General features: G+C 63.0%; 21 protein-coding genes. 17 read left to right on the top strand and 4 right to left on the bottom strand.

From position 1 onward, the window contains the following. Positions 1 to 2: 2 nt before the first annotated feature. The 6 genes from RTP54_RS26070 to RTP54_RS26045 all read left to right on the top strand — a co-directional run bounded on the left by RTP54_RS26070 (position 3) and on the right by RTP54_RS26045 (position 5408). Entirely contained in the window at positions 3 to 1100 is a 1098-nt protein-coding gene (locus RTP54_RS26070; RefSeq protein WP_312366565.1) for an ABC transporter ATP-binding protein, read from the top strand. Continuing rightward, positions 1093 to 2088, top strand: coding sequence for an ABC transporter ATP-binding protein (locus RTP54_RS26065; protein ID WP_312366563.1), 996 nt, complete (start codon positions 1093 to 1095; stop codon positions 2086 to 2088). The genes RTP54_RS26070 and RTP54_RS26065 overlap by 8 nt, the downstream gene beginning before the upstream one ends. Positions 2089 to 2097: 9 nt before the next feature. Then, a complete protein-coding gene (locus tag RTP54_RS26060; RefSeq protein WP_312366561.1) occupies positions 2098 to 3783 on the top strand; it encodes a dihydroxyacetone kinase subunit DhaK in 1686 nt (561 codons plus the stop codon). Positions 3784 to 3996: 213 nt separating this feature from the next. Continuing rightward, on the top strand, positions 3997 to 4257 hold the full coding sequence (locus tag RTP54_RS26055; protein ID WP_112810976.1) for a type II toxin-antitoxin system ParD family antitoxin: 261 nt from the start codon (positions 3997 to 3999) through the stop codon (positions 4255 to 4257). After that, on the top strand, positions 4250 to 4543 hold the full coding sequence (locus RTP54_RS26050) for a type II toxin-antitoxin system RelE/ParE family toxin (RefSeq protein ID WP_112816331.1): 294 nt from the start codon (positions 4250 to 4252) through the stop codon (positions 4541 to 4543). Before RTP54_RS26055 ends, RTP54_RS26050 begins: the two co-directional genes overlap by 8 nt. A gap of 175 nt (positions 4544 to 4718) precedes the next feature. Next, entirely contained in the window at positions 4719 to 5408 is a 690-nt protein-coding gene (locus tag RTP54_RS26045) for a gamma-glutamyl-gamma-aminobutyrate hydrolase family protein (protein ID WP_312366558.1), read from the top strand. Between the two features lie 248 nt (positions 5409 to 5656). On the opposite strand, the gene RTP54_RS26040 is transcribed toward RTP54_RS26045, so the two are convergent. Then, complete coding sequence (locus RTP54_RS26040; RefSeq protein WP_312366557.1) at positions 5657 to 7027, bottom strand: enoyl-acyl carrier protein reductase FabMG; 1371 nt, start codon at positions 7025 to 7027, stop codon at positions 5657 to 5659. A gap of 388 nt (positions 7028 to 7415) precedes the next feature. Here RTP54_RS26040 and RTP54_RS26035 point away from each other — a divergent pair, with 388 nt between their 5' ends. The 9 genes from RTP54_RS26035 (at position 7416) to RTP54_RS25995 (ending at position 21099) form a co-directional block, all read left to right on the top strand. Beyond that, positions 7416 to 9533, top strand: a complete 2118-nt coding sequence (locus RTP54_RS26035; protein ID WP_312366555.1) for a carboxy terminal-processing peptidase — start codon at positions 7416 to 7418, stop codon at positions 9531 to 9533. A 252-nt stretch (positions 9534 to 9785) separates the two neighbouring features. After that, the gene (locus RTP54_RS26030) at positions 9786 to 10388 is read left to right on the top strand and encodes an ANTAR domain-containing response regulator (RefSeq protein WP_112834061.1); all 603 of its coding nucleotides are present in this window, start codon (positions 9786 to 9788) and stop codon (positions 10386 to 10388) included. Further along, positions 10385 to 11599 (top strand): CmpA/NrtA family ABC transporter substrate-binding protein, encoded by a 1215-nt coding sequence (locus RTP54_RS26025; RefSeq protein ID WP_312366550.1) that lies wholly within the window; start codon positions 10385 to 10387, stop codon positions 11597 to 11599. The genes RTP54_RS26030 and RTP54_RS26025 overlap by 4 nt, the downstream gene beginning before the upstream one ends. 326 nt (positions 11600 to 11925) lie before the next feature. Further along, positions 11926 to 13182, top strand: coding sequence for a nitrate/nitrite transporter (locus RTP54_RS26020; RefSeq protein WP_312366548.1), 1257 nt, complete (start codon positions 11926 to 11928; stop codon positions 13180 to 13182). Positions 13183 to 13199: 17 nt separating this feature from the next. After that, the gene (nirB, locus tag RTP54_RS26015) at positions 13200 to 15650 is read left to right on the top strand and encodes a nitrite reductase large subunit NirB (RefSeq protein ID WP_312366545.1); all 2451 of its coding nucleotides are present in this window, start codon (positions 13200 to 13202) and stop codon (positions 15648 to 15650) included. 10 nt (positions 15651 to 15660) lie between these two features. Continuing rightward, entirely contained in the window at positions 15661 to 15990 is a 330-nt protein-coding gene (gene nirD / locus RTP54_RS26010) for a nitrite reductase small subunit NirD (protein WP_112834058.1), read from the top strand. Between the two features lies 1 nt (position 15991). Further along, positions 15992 to 18649, top strand: coding sequence for a molybdopterin-dependent oxidoreductase (locus tag RTP54_RS26005; protein WP_312366543.1), 2658 nt, complete (start codon positions 15992 to 15994; stop codon positions 18647 to 18649). Between the two features lie 13 nt (positions 18650 to 18662). Beyond that, positions 18663 to 19802 carry an SAM-dependent methyltransferase gene (locus RTP54_RS26000; protein WP_312366541.1) on the top strand — a complete coding sequence of 380 codons (1140 nt, stop codon included), beginning with the start codon at positions 18663 to 18665 and terminating at the stop codon, positions 19800 to 19802. A 226-nt stretch (positions 19803 to 20028) separates the two neighbouring features. Then, complete coding sequence (locus RTP54_RS25995; RefSeq protein WP_112810987.1) at positions 20029 to 21099, top strand: class I SAM-dependent methyltransferase; 1071 nt, start codon at positions 20029 to 20031, stop codon at positions 21097 to 21099. A 160-nt stretch (positions 21100 to 21259) separates the two neighbouring features. On the opposite strand, the gene RTP54_RS25990 is transcribed toward RTP54_RS25995, so the two are convergent. Continuing rightward, a complete protein-coding gene (locus RTP54_RS25990; protein ID WP_312366539.1) occupies positions 21260 to 21769 on the bottom strand; it encodes a hypothetical protein in 510 nt (169 codons plus the stop codon). A 146-nt stretch (positions 21770 to 21915) separates the two neighbouring features. Then, positions 21916 to 22173: a hypothetical protein gene (locus tag RTP54_RS25985; RefSeq protein ID WP_312366537.1), complete on the bottom strand. Its 258-nt coding sequence runs from the start codon at positions 22171 to 22173 to the stop codon at positions 21916 to 21918. A gap of 234 nt (positions 22174 to 22407) precedes the next feature. Between RTP54_RS25985 and RTP54_RS25980 the strand changes: the two genes are divergently transcribed. Together RTP54_RS25980 and RTP54_RS25975 are read left to right on the top strand one after the other, a co-directional pair. Continuing rightward, complete coding sequence (locus RTP54_RS25980) at positions 22408 to 23451, top strand: PAS domain S-box protein (RefSeq protein WP_312366534.1); 1044 nt, start codon at positions 22408 to 22410, stop codon at positions 23449 to 23451. Between the two features lie 258 nt (positions 23452 to 23709). Further along, positions 23710 to 24579, top strand: a complete 870-nt coding sequence (locus tag RTP54_RS25975) for a DMT family transporter (RefSeq protein ID WP_112810991.1) — start codon at positions 23710 to 23712, stop codon at positions 24577 to 24579. Between the two features lie 226 nt (positions 24580 to 24805). On the opposite strand, the gene RTP54_RS25970 is transcribed toward RTP54_RS25975, so the two are convergent. Next, the gene (locus tag RTP54_RS25970; protein ID WP_112810992.1) at positions 24806 to 24985 is read right to left on the bottom strand and encodes a hypothetical protein; all 180 of its coding nucleotides are present in this window, start codon (positions 24983 to 24985) and stop codon (positions 24806 to 24808) included. Positions 24986 to 25079: the final 94 nt, after the last annotated feature.

Here is a 25079-nt window from a genome sequence, read left to right as displayed (position 1 = left end):
CGATGGCACAGATCAGAATTGAGAACGTGCGCAAGGAATTCGGGGCGTTCACCGCGGTCCAGTCGTCGACGTTCACCGTGGAAGACGGCGAGTTCTTCATGCTGCTCGGGCCATCCGGCTGTGGCAAGACGACGACCTTGCGCATGATGGCGGGGCTCGAATTGCCGACCAGCGGCCGGATCTATATCGGCGGCGAGGAAGTCGGCATGAAGCGGGCGCGCGAGCGCGACATCGCCTTCGTCTTTCAGATGTTCGCGCTCTATCCGCATATGAACGTGCGCAAGAACATTTCCTATCCTCTCGTCAGCCAGGGGATGAAGAAGGCGGAAGTCGCCACGCGCGTTGCCGAGGTCGCAAGGATCCTGAGGATCGAGGGCATTCTCGACAAGCCGGTCGGCGGGCTTTCCGGCGGCGATCGCCAGCGCGTAGCACTCGGCCGCGCGATCGTGCGCAACCCAAAGGCATTCTTCATGGACGAACCGCTCGGGGCGCTCGACGCGGAATTCCGCGAACATATGGCGGGGGAATTGCGCGCGCTGCACGACCGCATGGGCGCCACCACCGTCTACGTTACCCACGACCAGCTCGAGGCTATGCAGATGGGCGACAAGATCGTGGTGATGAACCACGGCGTCACCGAGCAGTTCGGACGCCCGCAGCAGATCTACGACTGGCCGGCGACGAAGTTCGTCGCCAAATTCATCGGCTCGCCGCCGATGAATTTCCTGGAGTTCGACGGCATGATCGGTATCGGCGGCGACAGCATCGATCTCACCGGCAAGCGCGTGACGGTGCCGGCCTCGAGGGAGGGCCGTGCCGGTGCGCTGACCCTTGGGGTGCGGCCGGAACATGTTCAATTCATCGACGGCTCCGCCTATCGCGGCCGTGTCGTTGCGGTCGAATATCTCGGCACGACGCAGATCGTCACGCTCGATACGCCCAACGGCGAGATCAAGGCGCGCACGCCCTCCAACCAGTCAGCCCGCACCGACGAGCTCATCGGTCTCGATTTCGATGCCCGCACACTGACGCTCTTCAACGCGGAGACCGGTCGTGCTCTGGTCTCTGAAGCCAACGAGGGAGTGCTGCGCCGTGGCTGAAGTCGTATTGCAAAACGTGACGAAGACCTTCGGCGGTCATTCGGCACTCGACGATGTCTCGATGACCGTGCCGAACGGGTCGTTCGTGGTGTTGCTGGGGCCGACAGGGGCCGGCAAAACGACGACGCTACGCATGGTTTCGGGCCTCGACAATCCCGACAGCGGCGAGGTCTTCATCGGCGGACAGGCGATGCGCGGATTGACCCCGGCGCAGCGCAATGTCGCGATGGTGTTCCAGCAGTATTCGCTCTATCCGCATCTGTCGGTGCGGCAGAACCTGGAATTCCCGCTGAAATCGCCGCTTTTGAAGACGCCGCAGAAGGCGATCGACGAAAAGGTGAACGCGATCGCCGAGGTCCTGCAGATCTCGCACAAGCTCGACAACAAGGCGACCGCGCTTTCGGGCGGCGAGATGCAGCGCGTGTCGATCGGACGAGCGCTGGTGCGCAATCCGCAGATCTATCTCATGGACGAGCCGTTGAGTTCGCTCGACGCGAAATTGCGGGCGGATCTACGCGTCGAACTCAAGAACATCCAGGCGAAATCCGGGGCAACGCTGCTCTACGTCACGCACGACCAGATCGAGGCGATGACCATGGCGACGCATATCGGCGTGCTGGAGGAGGGCAGGCTGGTGCAGTTCGGCTCGCCGCGGGAGATCTACGAGGCTCCGGTCAGCGTCTATGCCGCGAGCCGCCTCGGCCAGCCGCGCATCAACGTCCTGCCGGCGAACCTGTTTGCGGGGTCTCCGGAAAGGGCAAAGTCGATCGGCCTGCGTCCCGAGCACATCGTTCAGGGAAGTGGCGACGATGCCCTTGTCACGCGGGTCGAGCACCTCGGCGACCAGACCCGTCTGCACATCTCGTTCAAACATCATGATCTCGTGACGGTGACGGACCCACATACCGGGTTCCGCGGTGGCGAGACCATCAAGATCCAGCCACACAAGCCGCTGTTCTTCGACGCGGCCGGAATGCGCATCGCTTAGGAGGCGAACATGAGCCAATTCATCAACCGCAAGGAAAATGCGGTGACCGAAGCAATCGACGGCGTGATTGCCGTATCGGGCGGGGCGCTCAGCCGCCTCGACGGATATCCGCACATTCGCGTCGTCCTGCGCTCTGACTGGGACAAGAGCAAGGGTAAGGTCGCGCTGGTCTCCGGTGGTGGGTCGGGGCACGAGCCCGCTCATATCGGGTTCGTCGGCAGGGGCATGCTGACGGCGGCCGTCTGCGGCGACGTCTTCGCCTCGCCCAGCGTGGATGCGATCCTCGCCGGCATTCTGGCGGTGACGGGGCCGGCGGGCTGCCTGCTGATCGTGAAGAACTACACCGGTGACCGCCTGAACTTCGGCCTGGCGGCAGAACGCGCCCGGGCCTACGGCCTGAGCGTGAGCATGGTCGTCGTCGACGACGACATTGCGCTGCCCGAGCTTCCGCAGCCGCGCGGCGTCGCCGGCACCCTGTTCGTGCACAAGATCGCCGGGGCGCTTGCCGAACGCGGTGCGGACCTCGAGACGATTGCCGCGGCCGCGCGCAAGGTCATTTCCGCCACCAACACAATCGGCATGTCGCTCGATACCTGCACGGTTCCCGGTTCGCCGAAGGAGCATCGCATTCCCGAAGGCCACGCCGAGCTCGGGCTCGGCATTCATGGCGAGGCGGGTGTCGAGCAGATCCTTTATTCGGACGCGAAGCAGGCGGTCGCCGCCATGGTCGAGCGGCTGCAGGCCGCCATGGACGACAGGCCGCATGTCGCGCTCGTCAACAATCTCGGCGGCACGTCCATCCTCGAAATGTCGGTTCTGGCGCATGAGCTCGTCCATTCGGCCATTGGCGGGAGGATCGCGCATCTGGTCGGGCCGTCATCGATGATGACCTCGCTCGACATGCGCGGCTTCTCCATCTCGCTTTATCCGGCCGACAAGGCCGAGCTGGAGCTTCTGTCCGCCCCGGTCGCTCTTCCCGCCTGGCCGGGCGTGACGGCGGTCAAGCCGGTTTCGGTTCTGGCGCTGCCCGACGGTCTGACCCCGATCGCCCCTCTGCCATCGCGCCATGAGCCGACGCGGCGGTTTCTGCTCGCCTGCTGCAACCTCCTGATTGGCGCGGAGAAGCCTCTGAACGCGCTCGACGCCAAGTCCGGGGACGGCGACACGGGCTCGACCTTGGCCGGCGCGGCACGCGCGCTGATCGACGCTCTCGACCGCCTGCCGCTTTCGGACCACACACAGCTCTTCCGCGCCATCGGACAGGAACTGAGCCAGACGATGGGCGGATCGTCCGGCGTGCTGCTTGCGATCTTCTTTGCGGCGGCCGGCGACGGCGCATCGAGCGGGCTCTCCATCCGGGAGGCGCTGAAAGCCGGCCTGGCGCGCATGCAGGAAATCGGCGGCGCCAGGATCGGCGACCGCACCATGGTGGACGCGCTGTCGCCGGCGCTGGACGCGCTCGATGAAAGCATGGTCAAGGCGGCCGACGCTGCCCGGGCCGGTGCCGACCTGACGGCGACGCTCGTGCGCGCAAAGGCGGGGCGGGCGGCCTATATCAACGCCAAGCAGCTCGAAGGGCACACCGACCCCGGAGCGGAAGCGGTGGCGCTTCTTTTCGAATACCTGGCGCAGAACCCCGATATCGACACAGTCGAGCCGGAACCGGCGGCGCTCGGCCAGCGCGTCAGCGGCTGACGATCGAAGCGGGATCGAAGGAAAGATCCGCCAAGGCGGATCGTCGGTTCAGGGGAGGCGGGACCAGCCTGCCTCCTGCTCCAGCGCGGGTTCAGCCTCGTGTAGAGCGCCCGGAGTGCCGGGCAGAGATGTCATCTGCCTGGACGGCTGGCCGCTGCGGTTCATTTACAAAGATTGTCAATCCTTGTAAAATCGGTCGGGAAAGGATGCGCCATGCATGTCTCTTTGACTGACAAACTCGACGAGTACGTCCGCGACAAGGTTGCTTCGGGACTTTACAACAATGCGTCGGAAGTGATCCGCGAGGCGTTGCGCCAGAAGATCGCAACGGAGCAATCCGATGCGGACAAGCTGCGGCAGTTGCGCGAGGCGTTGGACCCGGCATGGGCCCAGGCCGATGCGGGCGCCTGTGTCCCCTTCGATCTGACCGCAATCCTGAGCGAACTCGATCAGGAAACGGCGGCGCATGCCTAACCTGGCAGTCACGCCGCTCGCCCGGGAAGACATCAAGGAAATCGGGCGCTATACTCAACGGATCTGGGGCGTCGCCCAGCGCGACCTCTATCTTCGCGGGCTCGCCGCCCTGTTCGAGCGCCTTCAGGCGGGCGTGATTTCCGGGCGGGCCCGTCCGGAAATCCGGCAGGGACTTTTGTGCTACCCCTACAATCGGCATCTGGTGTTTTTTCGACGCGAAGCGCATGGCGGCGTGATCGTCCTTCGTGTGCTGCACGAGCGGATGGATTTCGAGCGGTATCTGTAGAGCGGCCTTCATCTTGGAAGTTGCGCCATGCGCACGGATCGGAACGCGCGCCGTCAATCTGCAGCGACACGGCATGTCCCCGGCAGAAGCGTCACCGCCAACACTGTCGACGCCATAGACGACGGCCGGCGATCCCAATAGCGTATCGACGACATCAGGCGAAAGGACAGGTTTCGTGCGCAAACCTCGCATAGCGATCATTCTCGACGAAAACACAAGCACTGGCGGGAACCGCTATGAGGCGGCCAAGGGATATTTTCTTGCCGTCAGCAACGCCGGCGGGCTCCCCCTCGGAATCCCCTATCTGACTGACGTGGTCGATGTCGTGTTGAACGAGTTCGACGGCCTGGTGGTTGTCGGCGGCCGCTTCGCCTATCCCGATGACTGGTACATTTCCGGGGAAACGTCGAGATCCCCGGCATCGGAGCGCTTCGATATCGAAAGGGCGATCATGGAGGGGTATCTTGAAAAGGATAAACCGATCCTCGGCATATGCGCTGGCATGCAGTCGCTCGCGTGCCTCAACGGCTGTCGCCTCACGCCTGATCTGCGCATGTCCTTTCCGACCGCCGACGAACACGACAAGCGAGACCACGTCCACGCTGTCGACATTCTGCCCGGCACGCGCCTCGCCGGAATGGTCGGCAGACCGCGCATCGACGTCAATACCTTCCACCGTGAGGCTATCGCACAATTGTCGCCTGCCGTTCTCGCGAGCGCGCACGCGGACGACGGCATCGTCGAAGCGATCGAAGTCGTTTCGAGCGCGTTTGCGGTTGGCCTTCAATGGCATCAGGAGCTGTTTGCCGAGACGAACCATCCCGGCAACGGGGTGTTTCGCGGGCTCGTGCAGGCGGCTTCGTAGCAACGGACGCAGTCGCGGAGGCGGTCAATCTCGACACGGTCGGAACCGTCGCCTCTGGCAGCCGTGACCTGACCTTGCCTCAACGCTTGACGGCAAGCCCTGGTTATCCCCTCGTCGCGCGTCACTCACGGGAAGATGTGACGCAAAGCCGTGACGACGATCGCCTTCGCGGAGCCGATCGCCCTTTCGCCTTGCCTGTGACGTTTGCCGATTACTTAATCGACGGTCGAAGCGATGGGGGGTGGCTGTCAGGCCACCTTGAGGTGCGCGTCTTTCGCCGCTTCTGCGGCACGCGGCTCGGCAGCGTGATGCGATGCATTCAGCCGTCGCGCGACGATATCGTGGTTGAGCCACTGTACCGGGCCTGCGGGATCCGACGTCTCGCCGAAGATCAGCTTGCCGGTCGCCTCGACCACAAGAGCGCTCAAGTGATCGCTGACGAGCGCCTTGCCGTCGCGATGCATCTGCGTGATCTCGTTGGACGTGCCGATGGTCAGGTCGGACTGTGCCTGGCTGTTGGCCATCGGCCACGCCGAGAAATCGTAGAACGGCCGCATGACGGTATTGGCCTGCATGTCGGTGATTTTTCCGATCACGTCGTTCATCGTGACGCCATCCAGGAGAAGCTGCTCACAGGCCTGCCATTGCGCCTCTGCCCATTGGCCGCCGTCTTCCTTCTTCAAGGCGAGCAGCAGCGGTATCAGGGGAAGCTCGATGCCGGTGAACACGTCGGACGAATTGGTGCGGATCTCCGGGCAGTTATAGACGGTTGCCTTGATGCCCGACGCCCAGGCCTTTTGCGCGATGCCCTCGAGCCGCATCTTGGCGTAGCCCTGGGTGTAGTTGGTGTAGGTCTGCCAACGATAGCTGCCGTCAATCAGGACGGCGGTGCCATGGTATCCATAGGCCGTATAGCGGACCTGGCCACCGGCTGCCTCGACGCGCGCGCGGATCGTGGCGCTGGCTTCGATCAGGTGCTGAAAGGTGATGGCCGAGACTTCGTCGAAATTCTGCAGGATGAGCTTGCCCATGTCGCTGTCGAGCAGCGCCTGCGACGGCATGTGACGCGCGCCGCGTCCCTTGTAGATGCGGTTGGCAAGAACCAGGAACACCTTGGCCTTCGGAATGCCGCCGGCCATCGTGTGGGCGAAGAACACATTGCGGCCGTCGGCGATCATTCCGTCGAGAACGGCCATGACCTGCGACAGCGCGCCGGTGAACCGCGCCGTAGCGATATCCCGGCACTGGGCGATGTAGTCCCAATCGAGCGTGTCCCGTTCCCAGCTCTCCAGCGTCATCGCCGCCAGCAGGTCCGTCGGGGTGGGGCCACCCGCCGGTGCGTCGAGATCGAAGCCGGCCATGACGGGTATGTTGATGATCCGGCCACCCAGCCGCTCTTCGGCGGCTGCGAGCTCGTCGGCGTCCAGTGGCCGCAACGCGTTGTTTTCGTCGCGTCGCCCGACCGTGATCCCGACGATCTCCATTCCGGCGCGCCGCGCTTCATCGAGCAGGCCGGTCGCATATCCGCGACCGAACAGTTCGCCGAAGAGGACGAAGACGTCACCTTTGCGAAAGACGGTGTTTTCGGCGATGCGGTTCAATGCAACCGGGTTTTTCATAGTGTCAGCTCTTTGGTCCGTTTGTCGTCGAGCGATGACTCGAGCGACCTTCAATGGTTACATGACCGGACTGACCGGGAATAGGAAGTCATATTACGTGACGGTTTTTTTCAAAGCGTGAAGACAGGGCTGGGTTTCCTATTGTCGAGAGCGGACAAAACAGGGAAACTGGAGGACGAAGCTTCAGGCAATTCGGGGTGGCGTCGGCAGGCCGATTCTCGAAAAAGGGCTTGGCTAACCGGCGGCGCCGTGAATTGGGCACTGGCCAGCCACCGTCAACCGAAAGGTCACTCGACGCGTCTATGAGCCAGCCGGTTGCCAAAAAACCATAATTGCTCCACCTAGATCGCGGATCGACACTGGGCACTTAGAATTGGATCGACGTTGAATGCGCATATCATATGTTTTCCTTGGTGCATTTCTCGCATTCGCGCAGTCCGCATCTGCTGACGTCGCCGCACCGCCGGTTTTGAAACCGATCAAGCAGCAGGCACAGGCCGCTGATCTGAGCGCGAAATTTCTCTCGCGCTACAGCTACAAGCCGGTGCCGCTCGACGACGAGCTGTCGGCCAAGGTACTGGATCGGTTCATAAAATCACTGGATCCGGACCGCGTGATCTTCCTGCAGGCAGATATCGACGGGTTCATGTCGCACCGCAACGAGATCGATGATGCGATCGAACGGCAGGACTTGAAGATTCCGTTTGCGATCTTCAACGCCTACGGCAAGCGCATCACTGATCGCATGACCTACGCGCGCAGCATCGTGAAGCAGGACTTCGATTTCAGCACGCAGGAAACCTACCCGGTCATGCGCGAAAACGCGCCTTGGCCGCAGTCGGAGGCCGAGAGCGACGCGCTTTGGCGCAAGCGCGTGAAGGCCGACTGGTTGCGGTTGAAGCTGGGCGGCAAGACTGATGAAATCATTCGCCAGACGCTGGACAAACGATACGCGAACGCACTCGAGCGCGCGTACAAATACAAGAGCGACGATGTTTTCCAGTCGTTCATGAATGCCTACACCACGTCCGTCGATCCGCACACGGATTATTTCGGGGCGAGCGCCTCGGCCAACTTCAACATGGCGATGAAGCTGTCGCTGGTCGGCATCGGAGCGGTGTTGCAGGACCGCGACGACTACACGACGATTCGCGAGCTGGTGCCCGGCGGCCCGGCGCAATTGTCCGGACAGCTTTCGGTCGGAGACCGAATCACGGGCGTCGGTCAAGGCAAGGACGGGGCGATAAAGGAAGTCGTGGGCACGCGCCTCGACGAGGTCGTGCAACTGATCCGAGGGGAAAAAGGATCGGTGGTGCGCCTCGATATCCTGCCCGCGGATGCCGGTGCCGATGCCACCCACAGGATTGTCAGCCTGGTGCGCGACAAGATCAGCCTCGAAAAGCAGGCCGCCCAGAAGGCGGTGCTTTCGGTGAAAATGGGTGAGGCCACGCGCAAGGTCGGCGTGATCACGCTGCCGGCCTTCTACGAGGACTTCGAGGCCCGGCGCAAGGGAGACAAGGATTTCCGAAGCGCCAGCCGCGATGTCGAAAAGCTGCTCGGCGAACTGAAAAAGGAGAAGGTTGACAGCGTTCTCCTTGATCTGCGCAACAATGGCGGCGGTTCACTGGACGAGGCGATCGATCTGACGGGCCTGTTCATCGGCACCGGACCGGTCGTCCAGCAGCGCGACAGCGACGGTAAGGTGGTGATCAGAAGCGCTGATTTCCCCGGTCCCGTCTGGACAGGCCCGGTGGGTGTCCTGATCAATCGCGGCTCCGCCTCGGCTTCGGAGATCGTCGCGGCGGCGATCCAGGACTACGGTCGGGGCCTTGTCATCGGCGAGCCCAGTTTCGGCAAGGGCACCGTTCAGACGGTTGTCAGCCTCGACCAGATGGTCCGCAACAAGAAACCCGAATTCGGCGAGCTGAAAGTGACGGTTGCGCAGTTTTTCCGCATCAACGGCGGCACGACGCAGTTGCACGGCGTAACGCCAGACGTCGTCTTGCCGGGACTGTCCGATCCGAAAACCTTTGGCGAGACCAGCTATGACAACGCGCTGCCTTGGGCCGCGATCAAGGCTGCGAAGTATAAGCCCATGGGCTCTGTCGCCGCCTTGCTGCCGACGCTTCAGGACCGCCATGACGTGCGCGTTGCAGGCAATGCCGACTACCAGCGCTTGCTGGAAGACATCGCCGATCTGAAGGTGCAGCGCGAAAAAGGCGTCGTCTCCCTCAATGAAGCCGAACGCCGCAAGGAAATGACTGAGCGGGAAAACCGGCAGAAGGCTCGGGCGGAGGCTGGCGCCGGTGACGAACTCGGCGCGGATGATGGCCTCAATGCAAACGAGCGTAGCCTGAGTGCCGAACTTGCCATGGAGAACGCGCGCAAGAACGCAAAGGATGCATTGCTGGACGAGGCGGCGGCCATTCTTGCCGATGCGGCTGATCTGGGCGAAGGCAAGCCGATGGCGACCCAAAAACAGTCGGCAAAAACGGACGGAAAATGATCGTCGCTGGTCAACGCTGAACCGCGCGCCGCCTGGGATCGCATCTTGGGTCATTCAAGCGGCATGATCGGCTTTGGCCACACATCCATTCCAGCCGGAAGAATGCTGGCAACGATTGCGCCATGGAAGCTGGCGGGCGGGAAAACCGGGCATCGTATGCCCTAAAATCCCGCTTGCTTTCGGACAGGTCATGTCGCATGTCGGATTGATCCAGTGCGGGCACTTCAAGTTCGATCGGAATGCGGTCGCGGCATGCAGCAAAGCAGACTAAACGTCCTTGTCATCGACGAGAACCGCATCCGCGTCGCCATCATCGAAGAGGGGCTGCGTGACGCGGGCTATGACCAGGTCACCGTGATCGACAACATGCATGGGCTGGCACGGCGCATTGCCGACCTCAATCCCGACGTCATCGTAATCGATCTCGAAAATCCCAACCGCGACATGCTGGAAAGCATGTTCCAGCTGTCGCGCGCGGTCAGGCGCCCCATCGCCATGTTCGTCGACCAGTCCGACGAAGCCTCCATCGAGGCCGCGGTGGAGGCCGGCGTGTCGGCCTATATCGTCGACGGCCTGAAGCAGGAGCGGGTCCGCCCGATCCTGAAGATGGCGATCAGCCGCTTCAATGCCTTCGCGCGCCTCAACCGCGAGCTGGAGGAAACACGCGGCGAACTGGAGGGCCGCAAGATCATCGATCGCGCCAAGGGTCTCATCATGCGCTCGCGCGGGCTCTCCGAGGACGAGGCCTATGCGCTGCTGCGGAAAACGGCGATGAACCAGAACCGCAAGATCATCGACATCGCCCAGGGCCTCGTCACGGCGGCCAGTCTGCTCGATCCCGGAGGCAAGGAATGACGACGCGCCACGCCATCACCGCCGGTTTCGTGCCGCTACTCGACAGCGCGCTTTTGGTCGTTGCCTGCGAAATGGGCTTTGCCGAGGAGCAGGCCATTGACCTGACGCTGCTGCGGGAACGGTCCTGGGCAAGCATCCGCGATCGGCTTGCCGTAAGGCATATCGATGTCGCGCATATTCTCGGCCCCATGCCGATCGCGTGCAACCTTGGCCTCAACGTGCCGGCGCCCGAAATGATCGTCCCTATGGCACTGGGGTTGGGCGGCAACGCCGTGACCGTCTCGTCGGCACTCTGGCAGGCGATGGTGGAAAGCGGCGCGACCGCCGACCTTGACGCACGCGCCAACGGCGTCGCCCTTCGCAAGGTCATCGAGACCCGAGCAGGTCCGCCGCTACGCTTTGCGGTCGTGCACCCCTATTCGGGACACAATTACGAACTGCGTTACTGGCTGGCCGCGAGCGGCATCGATCCGGACGGTCATCTCGAGATCGTCGTTCTGCCGCCCCCGGATATGGGAGATGCGCTGGCCGAAGGCGTGATCGACGGCTATTGCGCCGGCGAACCCTGGAACACCTTCGGCGTGCTCAGGCGCGGTGGACACCTTGCCACCGTCAAGGCTGCGATCTGGCGGTCGAGCCCGGAGAAGGTTCTCGGCGTCAATGCGCAATGGGGCAGGGCCCATCCGGAGGCGATGGCCGCGCTGCTCGTAGCACTGCATCAGGCTTCGCTCTGGTGCGCCCGGCCCGACAACCACGAGGCCCTTGCCGCGCTGCTTTCGAAACAGGCTTATGTTGGGCGGGATGCCGAACTGCTCTTGCCCGCTCTTGCCGGCAATCTTCCGGTCGGCGGCGGGGTCGTCCATGCCGTCAGGGATTTCTTCGTGCCGAACGCCAAGGCCGCGACCTTCCCGTGGAAGAGCCATGCCCTGTGGTTCTACACCCAGATGGTGCGCTGGAAGCAGATCGAACACACGGTCGAGCGTCAACGGATCGCCGCGGAAACCTACCGACCGGATATCTATCGCGCCGCCCTGAAGGACCTCGGCCTCGCCATGCCTTCGGCTAGCGCCAAGGTCGAGGGTGCCTTGCTCACCGAAACGCCGGTCGGCTCCTCGGGTGCCTTGACGCTGGGGCCGGATGGTTTTTTCGACGGTGGACGGTTCGATCCGGACGATGTGGATGCCTATATCGCAAGCCAGTCATCGCGATGAATGCGCAGCGCCTAATTTATGCGCGGTGCACAAAAAATAGCGTTTGCACTGCACAGGTCGAAGGCCAACCACGCCGCCACAGGATACTATCACGTATCTTTTCACGTTAAATCAATCGCTTGCTGAAACTGGCACGATGATTGCTTTCTAATTCTCAGGCCTAAGGGCCACGAATTTGGTGTCCAACGACGGGCACCGCACCAGCAAAGCCGCTGATCAGGATGACGCACGCACGGAGTTTCCGTGTCGGGTGAGCCTGACCAGCGGCTTTTTGTTTTTCAACCCCGAGATGGAGCGGCACGACGTTGTCGGGCCCCGGAGAAGCCATGTCCGAGAACAAGAAGCCTCTATCCGCCGGTGAACCCGCCACCGCGTTGTGGATGTCCACCTTCGCCTTCACCATCTGTTTCGCCGTCTGGACGATCTTTGCCATCATCGGCATCCGCATCAAGCAGGACCTGGGATTGAGTGAGACGCAGTTCGGCCTGCTCGTCGGCACGCCGATCCTGACCGGCTCGCTGGTGCGCATGCTGCTCGGCGTCTGGACCGGACGTTATGGCGGCCGCCTCGTCTACACGCTCACCATGCTGGCGGCGGCGCTTGCCACCTTCCTGCTCGCCTATGCGACCACGTATCCGCAGATGCTGCTCGCCGGGCTCGGCATCGGGCTTGCCGGCGGGTCCTTCGCCGTCGGCGTCGCCTATGTCTCGCCGTTCTTTCCGCCGGAAAAACAGGGCACGGCGCTCGGCATCTTCGGCGCCGGCAATGTCGGGGCGGCGGTGACCAAGTTCCTGGCGCCGTTCGTCATGCTTGCCTTCGGCTGGCAGGCCGTTGCCGTGATCTGGGCGGCCGCGTTGGTGGTGACGGCGCTCGTCTTCTGGTTCACGACCAGCGACGACCCGGCGTTCCGTAGCCGCCGCGAGCGCCAGCTGCCGCAGCGCAGCCTGCTCCAGGAGTTCGCGCCCTTGAAGAACGCGCAGGTCTGGCGCTTCTCGCTCTACTACTTCTTCGCTTTCGGCGGCTTCGTAGCGCTTTCCCTTTGGCTGCCGCGTTACCTGGTCGGCGTCTACGGTTTCGACATCGCAGCCGCCGGCATGATTGCTGCCGCCTATTCCATTCCCGGCAGCATCTTCCGCGCCTTCGGCGGCGTGCTTTCGGATCGCAAGGGCGCGCGCAGCGTCATGTACTGGATGCTCGGCGTTTCCGCCGTCGCAACGCTGATCCTGTCGCTGCCGGCGGCGGGCGAAGGACGCGCCTTCGGCATCACGCCTGCCGTCTTCATCGTCGTCGTCTTCGTGCTCGGTTTCGTCATGAGCCTCGGCAAGGCCGCCGTCTACAAACATATCCCGGCCTACTATCCGGACAATGTCGGCGCGGTCGGCGGCATCGTCGGCATGGTCGGCGGGCTCGGCGGCTTCGTCCTGCCGATTGCCTTCGGGCTCCTAAAGGACGCGACCGGGCTCTGGTCGAGCTGTTTCCTGCTCCTCTTCGCCGTCGTCGCCGCGTCGCTCATCTGGATGCACCTCTCGATCCGCCAGATGGAACGCCGCGCACCTTCGCTGCCGACCGCTGCCGCCGCCTGAACAGACAAGGACAGACCATGACCGAGAAACTCGTCATCATCGGCAATGGCATGGCGCCGGGGCGCATGCTGGAGCATCTCTTCGAAAAGGCGCCCGACCGTTACGAGGTCACCATTTTCAACGCCGAGCCGCGCGTCAACTACGACCGCATCATGCTCTCGCCGGTGCTGTCGGGCGAGAAAGACTATGAAGAAATCATCATCCATGGCGATGGCTGGTACATCAAGCACGGTATTACCCTCTACAAGGGCCATCGCATCGTTGCGATCGACCGTGATGCGAGAACCGTGACCTCCGATCATGGCGTCACCGAAAGCTACGACAGGCTGGTGATCGCCACTGGTTCCGTGCCCTTCATCCTGCCGGTGCCGGGCCACGACATGCCTGGCGTCATCACTTATCGCGATCTCGACGACGTGCAGGCGATGCTGCTCGCCGCCCAGTCGCGCGAGAAGGCCATTGTCATCGGCGGCGGCCTGCTCGGCCTTGAAGCGGCCGCCGGCCTTGCCGGCCGCGGCATGGATGTCACGGTCCTCCATGTGATGCCGACCCTGATGGACCGCCAGCTCGATCCTGCTGCCGGCTATCTCCTGCAAAAAGAGCTCGAAAGTCGCGGCATCAAGATCATCTGCAAGGCCAACACCAAGGCGATCGTCGGCAACGGCAGGGTCGAGGGTATCGAACTCGACGATGGCCGCATCATTCCGGCAACGCTGGTGGTCATGGCTGTCGGCATTCGCCCAAGCGTCGGGCTTGCGAAGGAGGCTGGCCTTGCCGTCAATCGCGGCATCGTCGTCGACCAGGGCATGCAGACGTCGGACGGCCGCATCTGGGCGCTCGGCGAATGCGCGGAAGTGGGCGGCATGGTCTATGGGCTGGTCGCGCCGCTCTACGAGATGGCCCGCGTCGCCGCCTCGCACCTAGCCGGCGAGCGTGCTGCCGCCTTCGTGCATTCCGACACGCCGACCAAGCTCAAGGTCACCGGCATCGAGCTCTTTTCGCTGGGGGATTTTGCCGATGGCGACGACCGCGAGGAGATCGTGCTGCGCGACGCCACGGCCGGCGTCTACAAGCGGCTGGTGCTGAAGGAAAACCGCATCATCGGCACGGTGCTCTATGGCGAGACCGCCGATGGCGCCTGGTTCAACGACCTGAAGAAGAAGGAGACCGACATCTCCGACATGCGCCAGACCCTGATTTTCGGTCAGGGTTACCAGGGGGGTGCTCCGCTGGACCCTATGGCGGCCGTTGCAGCCTTGCCGGATGATGCGGAAATCTGCGGCTGCAACGGCGTGTGCAAGGGCAAGATCACCTCGACGATTGCCGACAAGGGCCTGACATCGCTTGACGAGGTGCGCGCCCATACCAAGGCGTCCGCCTCCTGCGGCTCGTGCACCGGCCTCGTCGAGCAACTGATGACGCTGACGCTCGGCGAGAGTTACAGTCCCGCCGCGGTCCAGCCGATGTGCGGTTGCACGGACCTTGGCCATGACGACGTGCGCCGGCTGATCAAGGCCAAGGGGCTTAAGACCATTCCGGCTGTCATGCAGGAGCTCGAATGGAAGACGTCCTGCGGCTGCGCCAAGTGCCGCCCGGCGCTCAACTATTACCTCGTCTGCGATTTCCCGGATGAATATGCCGACGATTACCAGTCGCGCTTCATCAACGAGCGTGTCCACGCCAACATCCAGAAGGACGGCACCTATTCCGTCGTGCCGCGCATGTGGGGTGGGGTCACCAATTCAGGTGAATTGCGGGCGATCGCCGACGTGGTCGACAAGTTCGAAATCCCGCTTGTGAAGGTGACGGGCGGCCAGCGCATCGATCTGCTCGGCATCGAGAAGGAGGACCTGCCGGCGGTCTGGGCAGATCTCGGCAAGGCCGGCTTCATCTCCGGCCAGGCCTACGCCAAGGGCCTGCGCACGGTGAAGACCTGCGTCGGCTCGGACTGGTGCCGCTTCGGAACGCAGGATTCCACCGGTTTCGGCATCCGCATCGAAAAGTTCATGTGGGGGTCCTGGACGCCGGCCAAGCTGAAGCTGGCCGTCTCGGGCTGTCCGCGCAACTGCGCGGAGGCGACCTGCAAGGATATCGGCGTCATCTGCGTCGACAGCGGTTTCGAGATCCATTTCGCCGGCGCGGCTGGCCTCGACATCAAGGGTACCGAGGTGCTCGGGCTGGTGAAGACCGAGGACGAGGCGCTGGAGCATATCGTGGCGCTGACGCAGATGTACCGCGAGCAGGGACGCTATCTCGAGCGCATCTACAAATGGGCGAAACGCATCGGCCTGGAAGAGATCCGCCGGCAGATCGTCGGCGATCAGGACAAGCGCAAGGCCTACTACGACCGATTCGTCTTCAGCCAGAAGTTTGCCCAGGTCGACCCCTGGTCGGAGCGCGTCTCCGGCAAGGACAAACATGAATTCAGGCCGATGGCGACCATCGGCTATCCCCAGGCCGCGGAATAGGAGGTCTCCCATGAACTGGTTTCCCATTGGAGACATTTCCGACATCCCGCTGCGCGGTGCGCGCTGCGTCAAAACCCCTCAAGGCAAGATCGCCGTGTTCCGCACCGCGGAAAACGAGGTCTTTGCCATCGAGGATCACTGCCCGCACAAGGGCGGGCCGCTGTCGCAGGGTATCGTCCATGCCAAGGCCGTGACCTGCCCGCTGCACAATTGGGTGATATCGCTTGAGACCGGCAAGGCGCTCGGTGCAGACGAGGGGGCGGTGAAGACGATTGCGCTGCGCAACGACGACGGCGCCCTCTTCGTCGCGCTCGAAAGCCTGATGATGGCGGCCGAATAGGATGGAAGGGGCCGTCAAGACAACCTGTCCCTATTGCGGCGTCGGTTGCGGCGTCATTGCGACGGTTGCCGATAACGGTGCCGTTTCCGTCAGGGGCGATCCGGACCATCCCGCGAACTACGGCCGGCTGTGTTCGAAGGGCTCTGCGCTCGCCGAGACGCTCGATCTCGACGGTCGCCTCCTGCATCCCGAAATCGGCGGACAACGGGCGTCGTGGGACGAGGCGCTCGATCTCGTCGCCGAGCGCTTTTCCCGAACGATCGCCGAACATGGGCCGGATTCGGTCGCCTTCTATGTGTCCGGCCAGCTCCTGACCGAGGACTATTACGTCGCCAACAAGCTGATGAAGGGGTTTGTCGGTTCGGCCAACATCGATACCAACTCGCGGCTTTGCATGTCCTCATCCGTCGCCGGTCACCGCCGCGCCTTCGGGTCGGATACGGTGCCGGGATGCTACGAGGATCTGGAACTGGCGGATCTCGTGGTGCTCACCGGCTCCAATCTCGCCTGGTGCCATCCCGTGCTCTACCAACGGCTTGCCGCGGCCAAGGCGAAACGGCCTGAAATGAAGGTGGTCGTCATCGATCCGCGCCGAACCATGACGGCCGACATCGCCGACCTGCACCTCGCAATCCGTCCGGATGCGGATGTGGCGCTGTTCGTCGGCCTGTTCGCACATCTCGTTTCCAGCAACGCCATCGACCAGAACTATGTAGCGGCGCACACAGCCGGCTTCGCGGAGGCCTTCGTCGCCGCCGGCGCCGTCTCCTTCGACGAGGTGCTCGAGCGCACCGGACTTCCGGCCATGCAGTTGCGCGAGTTCTTTCGCCTGTTCGCCGCGACGGAAAAGGTCGTGACCTGCTACAGCCAGGGCGTCAACCAATCCTCCTCGGGAACCGACAAGGTCAATGCGATCCTCAACTGCCACCTTGCCACCGGCCGTATCGGTCGGCCGGGCATGGGGCCGTTCTCGCTGACAGGCCAGCCGAACGCCATGGGCGGGCGCGAGGTCGGTGGCCTTGCCAACATGCTTGCCGCTCATATGGCGATCGAGAACGCCGACGACCGCGATCGCGTGCAGCGTTTCTGGCGCTCGCCGGCCATTGCCGAAAAGCCCGGCCTCAAGGCCGTCGACCTGTTCCAGGCGGTGGCGGAAGGGCGCGTGAAGGCGCTCTGGATCATGGCGACGAACCCGGTCGTCTCGATGCCGGATGCCGACGCCGTCGAGGCAGCGATCAGGGCCTGCCCCTTCGTCGTCGTTTCGGACATTTTGAAGGAGACGGATACGGCCCGCCACGCCCACGTGTTGTTGCCTTCGCTGGGCTGGGGGGAAAAGAGCGGCACGGTCACCAATTCAGAGCGCCGTATCTCCCGCCAGCGCCCGTTCCTCGATGCACCGGGGCAAGCGCGGGCTGATTGGTGGCAACTGGCCGAAGTCGGCCGCCGCTTGGGTTTTGCCGAGGCGTTTACCTACGCTGCCCCGGCGGAGATCTTTTCGGAACACGCAGCGCTTTCGGCATTCGAGAACGCCGGCAGTCGCGATTTTGACATCGGTGCTCATGCCCGCCTCATCGGACAAGCTTACGAAGCGCTTGCGCCGTTCCAATGGCCGCAACCGGCGGGGCAGGCGCGCGCGGAAAGCCGGTTCTTTGCGGATGGCGGTTTCTACCACGCTGACGGCAAGGCCCGATTTGTCGCGGTGCGGCCAGTGGACGCCGATCGTACCTGCGCAGACTATCCCTTTACCCTCAACACCGGGCGCATCCGCGACCAGTGGCACACCATGACGCGGACCGGCAAAAGCGCGCGCCTTTCCGCCCACATCGCCGAACCCTTCGCCGAGCTGCATCCGCGCGACGCGATCGAGCTCGGCGTCGGCAATGCCGGCCTCGTCGAGATCGAAAGCCCCAGGGGGAAGGCGGTCGTGCGTGCGCTGATCACCGAGCGACAGGCGCGCGGCAGCATCTTTGTACCCATGCACTGGACCGACCAGTTCGCGGCCAACGCGCGCATCGACGCGGTCGTGCCGGCAATCACGGATCGCGTATCCGGCCAGCCCGCTTCCAAGAACGTCGCCGTTGCCGCGCGTAGGTTCAAGGTGGCGCACTACGCCTTTGCCGTATCTCACGCGAAGCCGACCGAGGCGGACGCAGCCTATTGGGCGCTTGCGAAGGCTGACGGCGGCTGGCGGCTGGAACTGGCCTTTGCCGGGCCGGTCGAAAACTGGGCCGACTGGTGCCGCCGTGTCTTTTCCATCCCGAAGACTGTCGAACCGCTCGGTTACGCCGATGCGCAAACCGGCGACGTCCGCCTCGCTTTCTTCGACGGCACGCGCCTTCTGGCGGCATTTTTCCTCGCGTGTGAGCCGGTCGCCGTCGCCCGAAACTGGGCGATCGCGCAGCTCGGTGCTGAGCACACCAACATGCGCAAACGCTTCGGCCTCGTCGCCGGCCGTCCCGGCGCGGACAAGCCGGATCCCGGCGCCACCATCTGCGCCTGCTTCGGTGTTGGTGTGAACCAGATCGTCGCTGCCGTGCGTAGCGGTTGCCACAGCGTCGAGGCTGTGGGCGTCGCGCTCAATGCCGGGACCAATTGCGGCTCGTGCCGCGCGGAGATCAGGGGGATCGTCGATGGATGTCTTGCAACGGCCGCGGAATGATGCGCCCGCCCGCATGGAACCGCTCGCCAAGCTGCCCGTCTTCTTTGCACTCGAAGGCGAACGCGTCGTCGTCGTCGGAGGCACGGACGGGGCGCTCTGGAAGGCGGAGTTGCTGGCCGCCTGCGGCGCGCGTGTCGATATCTATGCCGAGGTGATGGGCGAGGCTTTCGAGGCGCTTTTCGTCCGCATGCCGGCGCATCCGGCAGCCCGCCTCGTGCCGCATCGTCGGCGGTGGACCCCGGCGGATCTTGACGGCGCCGTGCTTGCCGTCGGCGATTGCGAGGACGATGCGGAAGCGCTGGCGTTCTCGACCGCCGCCCAAAAGGCAGGCGTTCCCGTCAACGTCATCGACAAGCCGGAATTCTGCCGGTTCCAGTTCGGCTCGATCGTCAACCGCTCGCCTGTCATTGTTTCGATATCGACGGATGGCGCAGCTCCGATCCTGGCGCAGACGATCCGCCGCAAGATCGAGACGCTGTTACCGCTGGGCTTGAAAGCCTGGGCAGAACTGGCGCAATCCCTGCGGCTGGAGGTCAACCGCCGCCTTGAGCCCGGCCTGCCGCGCCGGAGCTTCTGGGAGCGCTTTTGCGACCGTGTCTTTTCGACAATGGATACGCCGGAGGAGGGCGTGGGCGGGGTGCTTCTTGCTGATGCCGAACGGCTCGCGGAAGCCCCCGCCATCGGTCGCGTGACGTTGGTCGGCGCCGGGCCGGGCGATGCCGAATTGCTGACGCTGAAGGCGGTGCGGTCGCTGCAGTCGGCCGATGTCATCCTGTTCGACGACCTCGTCGGCGCCGATGTGCTCGAACTCGCCCGACGGGAAGCCCGCCGCATGCGTCTGGGAAAAGGCGGGGGCAGAACCGGCCATGACGAGATCCATGCCATGATGATCGGGCTCGTGAAGGCGGGAAAACACGTGGTGCTGTTGAAATCCGGCAATGCCACGTTTTTCGGCCGTGCCGGCAAGGAGATCGACGATCTCGTTCAGGCGGGCATTGCGGTAGAACGCATTCCCGGCATCGCCGCGCCAGGTGCGCCGGTCTCTCGCTTGGGTCCGCCGCTCAACCGTTGCGAGCGCGCGCAATCGCGACACCTCGACACTGCAATGCCCCAGCGGGACAGCCCGGCGATGAGGATTGCCGACCGATATTGACTGGACGCGTATCGCGGGTCACGGCGCCCATCGCGGTTTAGGCATCCGTGTCTGTAAACTGCGCAGCCGATGGCGAAAAAACGCGGGCCGCCATGCCGCGCGCCGGGGTGCCGACATGACAGAAGGCGGCCTTTCAGGTATATTTCGCGGTGTCGGAGCGTGCGTTGGTACGCCATGCGCGGCCAGCGTTCTTCCCGCCAAACATATGATTTTGGGAGGGAATGAGATGGTACAGCTCGATGAAGCCAAGCTTCATTCATTTATCGGCAAGATGCTGGGCGATCTCGGCGGCGCGTTCAGCGTTCCGACCGTCAGGCTCGGCCTGAGACTGGGTCTGTTCGCAACACTTGATCGCGACGGGCCGTTGACGGCCGCGGGGCTTGCAGCTGCCGCCGGTGGGCTGACGGAGCGATACGTCAGGGAGTGGGCCTTGGCACAGGCGGCCAATGGATACATCGACTATGATAGCCGTTCCGAGACATTCAGCCTCTCGCCCGAGCAGGCGATGATATTCGTCAACCGGGACAGTCCCGTCTACCTCGAAGGCGCATTCGACATCGCTGCCGCGATGATCGAAGGGGAACAAAAGGTCGAGCACGCCTTTCGCACCGGCGCGGGGGTCCGGTGGGGCGATTCGGCGGGTTGCCTGTTCTGCGCGACCGGGGCGTTCTTCCGCCCCGGCTACGTCAACAATATCGTCCAGAGCTGGCTGCCAGCCCTTCAGGGCATCGAAGATAAGCTCGCGAGCGGCGCCAAGGTTGCAGACGTCGGCTGCGGCGTCGGTTTCTCGACGATCCTGATGGCGCAAGCCTATCCCAAGTCCAGCTTCGTTGGTTACGACTTTCACGAGCCGTCTGTCAGGGAGGCGCAGAGCCATGCCCGCACCCACGGGGTCGAGGGCCGGGTCAAGTTCGTCGCGGCAACCGCCAAGGACATCAAGGAGACGGACTTCGACCTGGTGACGAGTTTCGACTGTCTTCATGACATGGGCGATCCCAGGGGATGCGCCGATCATATGCGCCGCATTTTGAAGAAGGACGGTTCCTGGATGGTCGTCGAGCCTGTGGCCGGCGATCGCCCGGAAGACAACATGAACCCGGTCGGGCGCCTCTATTACAATGCCTCGACGATGATCTGCGTGCCGACCTCCCTCGATCAGGAGGTGGGCGAGGGGCTGGGGGCGCAGGCCGGCGAAGCGAAGCTTTCCGAAGTCATCCGCTCGGGCGGTTTCAAACAGGTGAAAAGGGTGGTGACCGGCCCGTTCAACATGGTTCTGGAAGCGCGACTGTCGGCCTGAAGAGGGGGCAGCGCTCGACAGGCACGGTTTAGGGCCGAGCACCGACGCCTGGTGGTGCGGCATTGGCCTTTGAGCGGTGGAGCGCTGATGGGCCGAAGCCGGGCAGGGCTCTCCGCCGCGACCGCTCGATGGCGGAAGTCTTCTTGCGTTCGGCGCGTGGTCAGGCCAGGCGGCCGACATCTCGCAGAATCTGGTAGAGATCGTCTGCGGCCTGGATTTCGTTGTCCGCGTAGAGCCAGATTGGCCCGACCGCCAGTTCGATGTCTTCGGCATAGATCTCGCCGAGAACGAGGCTGACGGTGTGAAGGCCGACCGCTTTCGACGTCTGCGGATTGATTGCAAGGTGGAAATGCCCGCACTCGACGTCACCTGGCATGGCATAGACGTGAGCGTGGTAACCGGCAAAGCCTCCGGCATCGGCTCGCAATGCGACAGCTGCGCGTAGCGACGGATGAAGCGTTTCGACGTCGACAGCAACCGGTGGCAGCCAATATGTCGCCGCGGTCTCCGCGATGTCATCCTCGACCGCGGTCATGCCCAAGTCCGATTGTTCGACGCCCATCGTGTCCCCCACTTTGACGCCTGTCCCCACAATGAGAGTATCGAGCCCCAGCGGGCCGTCAACCGGTATTCGCATTGCTTGGGCACTGCGCGCATCCGTTGATGGCACTGCGCGCATCCGTTGATGCTGTCGTTTCGGAAATGACCCGCTGTCGGCGCGTTGATGAGGACGTTGACGCGCAGGATCGCACCAGACGGGTGGCGATGAAGTACCCGCGTGTCGGGCCGTTTCTCGGGCGGCAGTCGACCGGATGCTCAACGTCGTTGGGCGGGTTTATGCTTGCCATCGCCGGGAACGCCCGGCTCCTGTTCCGGCTGATCCTTGACCTTTTGCGCTTCGGCCGCATCCGTTCTGCCGCTCGGGATGGAGGTGCTGGTCACTGAAACGGGATCCGAGGCAGGGAAAGTATCTTCCAGCCCTTCCTGCAACTGGCCCTTTCGCTTGCGGGCATCCTGTTCGGCGCGCTCCTGTTTCAGGGATTGAACGGCGGGTGATTGCTTGTGGTCTTGCATCGTCTTTCCTCCGGTTTCCTATCAAACTGAGCGGCATCGCATTCTGTTCCCTTGATGTTGAACAAGGCCGTTCTCGGAAGTCGGTGGAGTGTGCTGTCGACCGCCATCGCCGCCGTGACGAAACATGCGGCCGGTTCCGGAACATTCGAGCCGTCGCCGTCGTTTACGATCTATTACATGAATCAGGAATGCTGATCCCAGACAGTCGGGGACGGTCGGGCGGACAGGCGATCGATGAAAAGACATCCGGGCAACGGCAATGCAGGCACCGATACTGTGGCACTCGATCGCGCCAGACTGGCAGCTATCGTTGATTCCTCCTTTGATCCGATCATCAGCAAGGACCTCGACGGGACGGTGCGAACCTGGAACAGGGCGGCCGAGCAACTGTTCGGCTATAGCGCCGAGGAAATGATCGGCGCGTCGATCTTCAAGCTGATCCCGTCGCACCTGGAAGACGAAGAGCGCGATATCCTGGCGCGCGTCAGTGTCGGTGACCACATTGCGGCGTTCGAGACTGTCAGGCAGCTCAAGGACCAGAGCTACATCACGATCTCGCTGACACTGTCGCCGATCAGGAGTGCCGATGGGAGGATCGTCGGTGCTTCCGCCATCGCGCGGGATATCACGGCGCTCAAGGATCGCGAGAGGCGCATTCGCGTGCTTCTGCGCGAGGTCAATCATCGCGTCAAGAATCAGTACTCGATCATTCTGTCAATGATCCGGCAGACGAGCCGCGGCGATCATGATCTGGCGACCTTTGAACAGCACATCCGCGAGCGGATCATGGCGCTTTCCGCATCGCACGATCTCATCGTGTCGGCGGATTGGGAGGGCGCTGCACTATCAGACCTGATCGCGATACAGCTCAAGCCCTTCGGCCATGACGAGGCGCTGGCCTTTAATGGTCCGGCCATGATGCTGAAACCGACAGCCGTCGAAAACCTGGGCATGGCCTTCCATGAATTGGCGCTCAATTCCTCTCGCCATGGGGTCTTGAGCGGAAAACACGGCACGATCGTCATCTCCTGGGAAATCGCCGAGGCCGACAGCGCGGTCGAATTTTCGATCCGCTGGGATGAGAAAACTTCGGCACGGTTCCCCGTTTCGGGAGAGCCTCGTTCCGGGTTCGGCTCGGTGATCTTGAAGCGAGTGGCGCCTCAGGCCCTCAATGCGGTGGGCGAGATCATTCGCGAGAAGTGCCGCCTGATCTGGACCTTGCGAGGACAGCTGACCGGCTTCGCCGCGGATCACCCGCGCCCCGCTCCATTTCCATAACAGGCGACATCTACGGCTGAGTGTCTGAATGTGTCGGGCTCGCACGCGCCACGGATCCGGTGGGCGAAGCCGTCGCGGCACCGTGTGGGCGCAATTCAGGCCTCGGTCCGACAGGTAACTCTGCAAAGCGGGCGGATTGCGGGATTCGACAAGCGCACAGCCTTGTCTGCCGGGCAGGGCAGCCACTGCCTTTTCGCTTGAGCTACCGCGCCTGTTTCATGCTATCGGGGGGAACCTTGAATATGAGTAATTTGTGCAATGAGCTCGAAGACCCGCGGTTACCTCTTCGCTTTCCTGGCGATCTGCATCTTTGCCGGCCAGGATGCGATCACCAAATATCTTGGTGACCGGTATCCGGCGCTGTTCATCACCATGATCCGGTTCTGGGCGTTCGCGCTTTTCGTGTTCTGCTTCGCAGCGTCATCCCCCGGCGGGGTTCGCGGGGCGATCCGGACGCGCCGGCCCTGGCTTCAGATCGTGCGCGGCCTTCTGCTGGTCGCGGAAATCGTCATCATCGTCTTTTCCTACGTGCATGCCGGGCTCGCCATGAGCCAGTCGATCTTCCAGGCAACGCCGCTGATCATCACCGTGCTGTCGATACCGCTTCTCGGGGAGGCCGTCGGCTGGCGGCGCGGCATCGCCGTCTTTGTCGGGTTGATCGGGGTTCTGGTGATCATAAACCCGATCGACGTTCACTTTGACCTGTCGCTGCTGCTTCCGCTGGCGGCAGCCGTCCTGTTTGCCCTCTACAGCATTGCCACGCGCGCGGTCAGCCGCGAGGATTCGGCGGTCACCAGCCTGTTTTATGCCGGCGTCGCCGGCGCTGTCGCGATCTCGATGATTGGCCCGTTCTATTGGACCGATGTCCAGCCGTCGGACTGGTTTGCATTGGCGGCGCTCTGCATCTGCGGCACGCTCAGCCATTATTTCCTTATCAGAGCCTACGGATTGCTGCCGGCTGCGGAAGTGCAACCGGTCACCTATTTCCAGCTGGTTCTCAACGTCGCCATCGCCGTCATCCTGTTCGGCGAGATCGTCACGCTCAACATGATGATCGGCGCAGCGATCGTTGTCGGGGCCGGCCTCTTCACCATCTGGCGGGAGCACCAGCTGGCCAAGCGCGCTTGACCGCACCCGCCGGTTTTCCGTCGAAATATTGACGGTTGATCCGTATCCTACGAGGCGAGGCGGAATCCACCCCGGCTACACGGAAAGATCAGATAAGATAGCTTATGGAACTGGAAGGTCCTGAAGCCCGACTGTCCGCGGCGATGGCTCTGCTCAATGGTTCAAGCTCTCCTGACAAGCGGTGTCCGCCGCTTTGATCGGTGCAGTCACGCATGGCGCAGCTTCTTCAAGTGGGAAGCAGACGGTTCGTGCGCTCGACGAATTCGATCTGGGTGCGAAACTGCATGCTGAGCTGCCTCAACGTGTGCAGGCGAAAACGATCCGGTGCGGGCCGCGCCCGTTCCTCGTCGATGCGTGCTTCGACGATCGCCTTGCGGTTGCGGAGAGATTTCAGAAACTGATCCATTGCGAATGCCCTTGTTTGACCGGGCAACAATCGGTGAAATCTTCCGATAGTTCCAATTCATTGTTGAAATCACGACGATAGTGTTTATCAATGA

It is taken from the genome of Ensifer sp. (genome assembly GCF_031989085.1).
Taxonomy (GTDB): domain Bacteria; phylum Pseudomonadota; class Alphaproteobacteria; order Rhizobiales; family Rhizobiaceae; genus Ensifer.
This window is presented reverse-complemented; position numbering and strand designations above follow the sequence as displayed.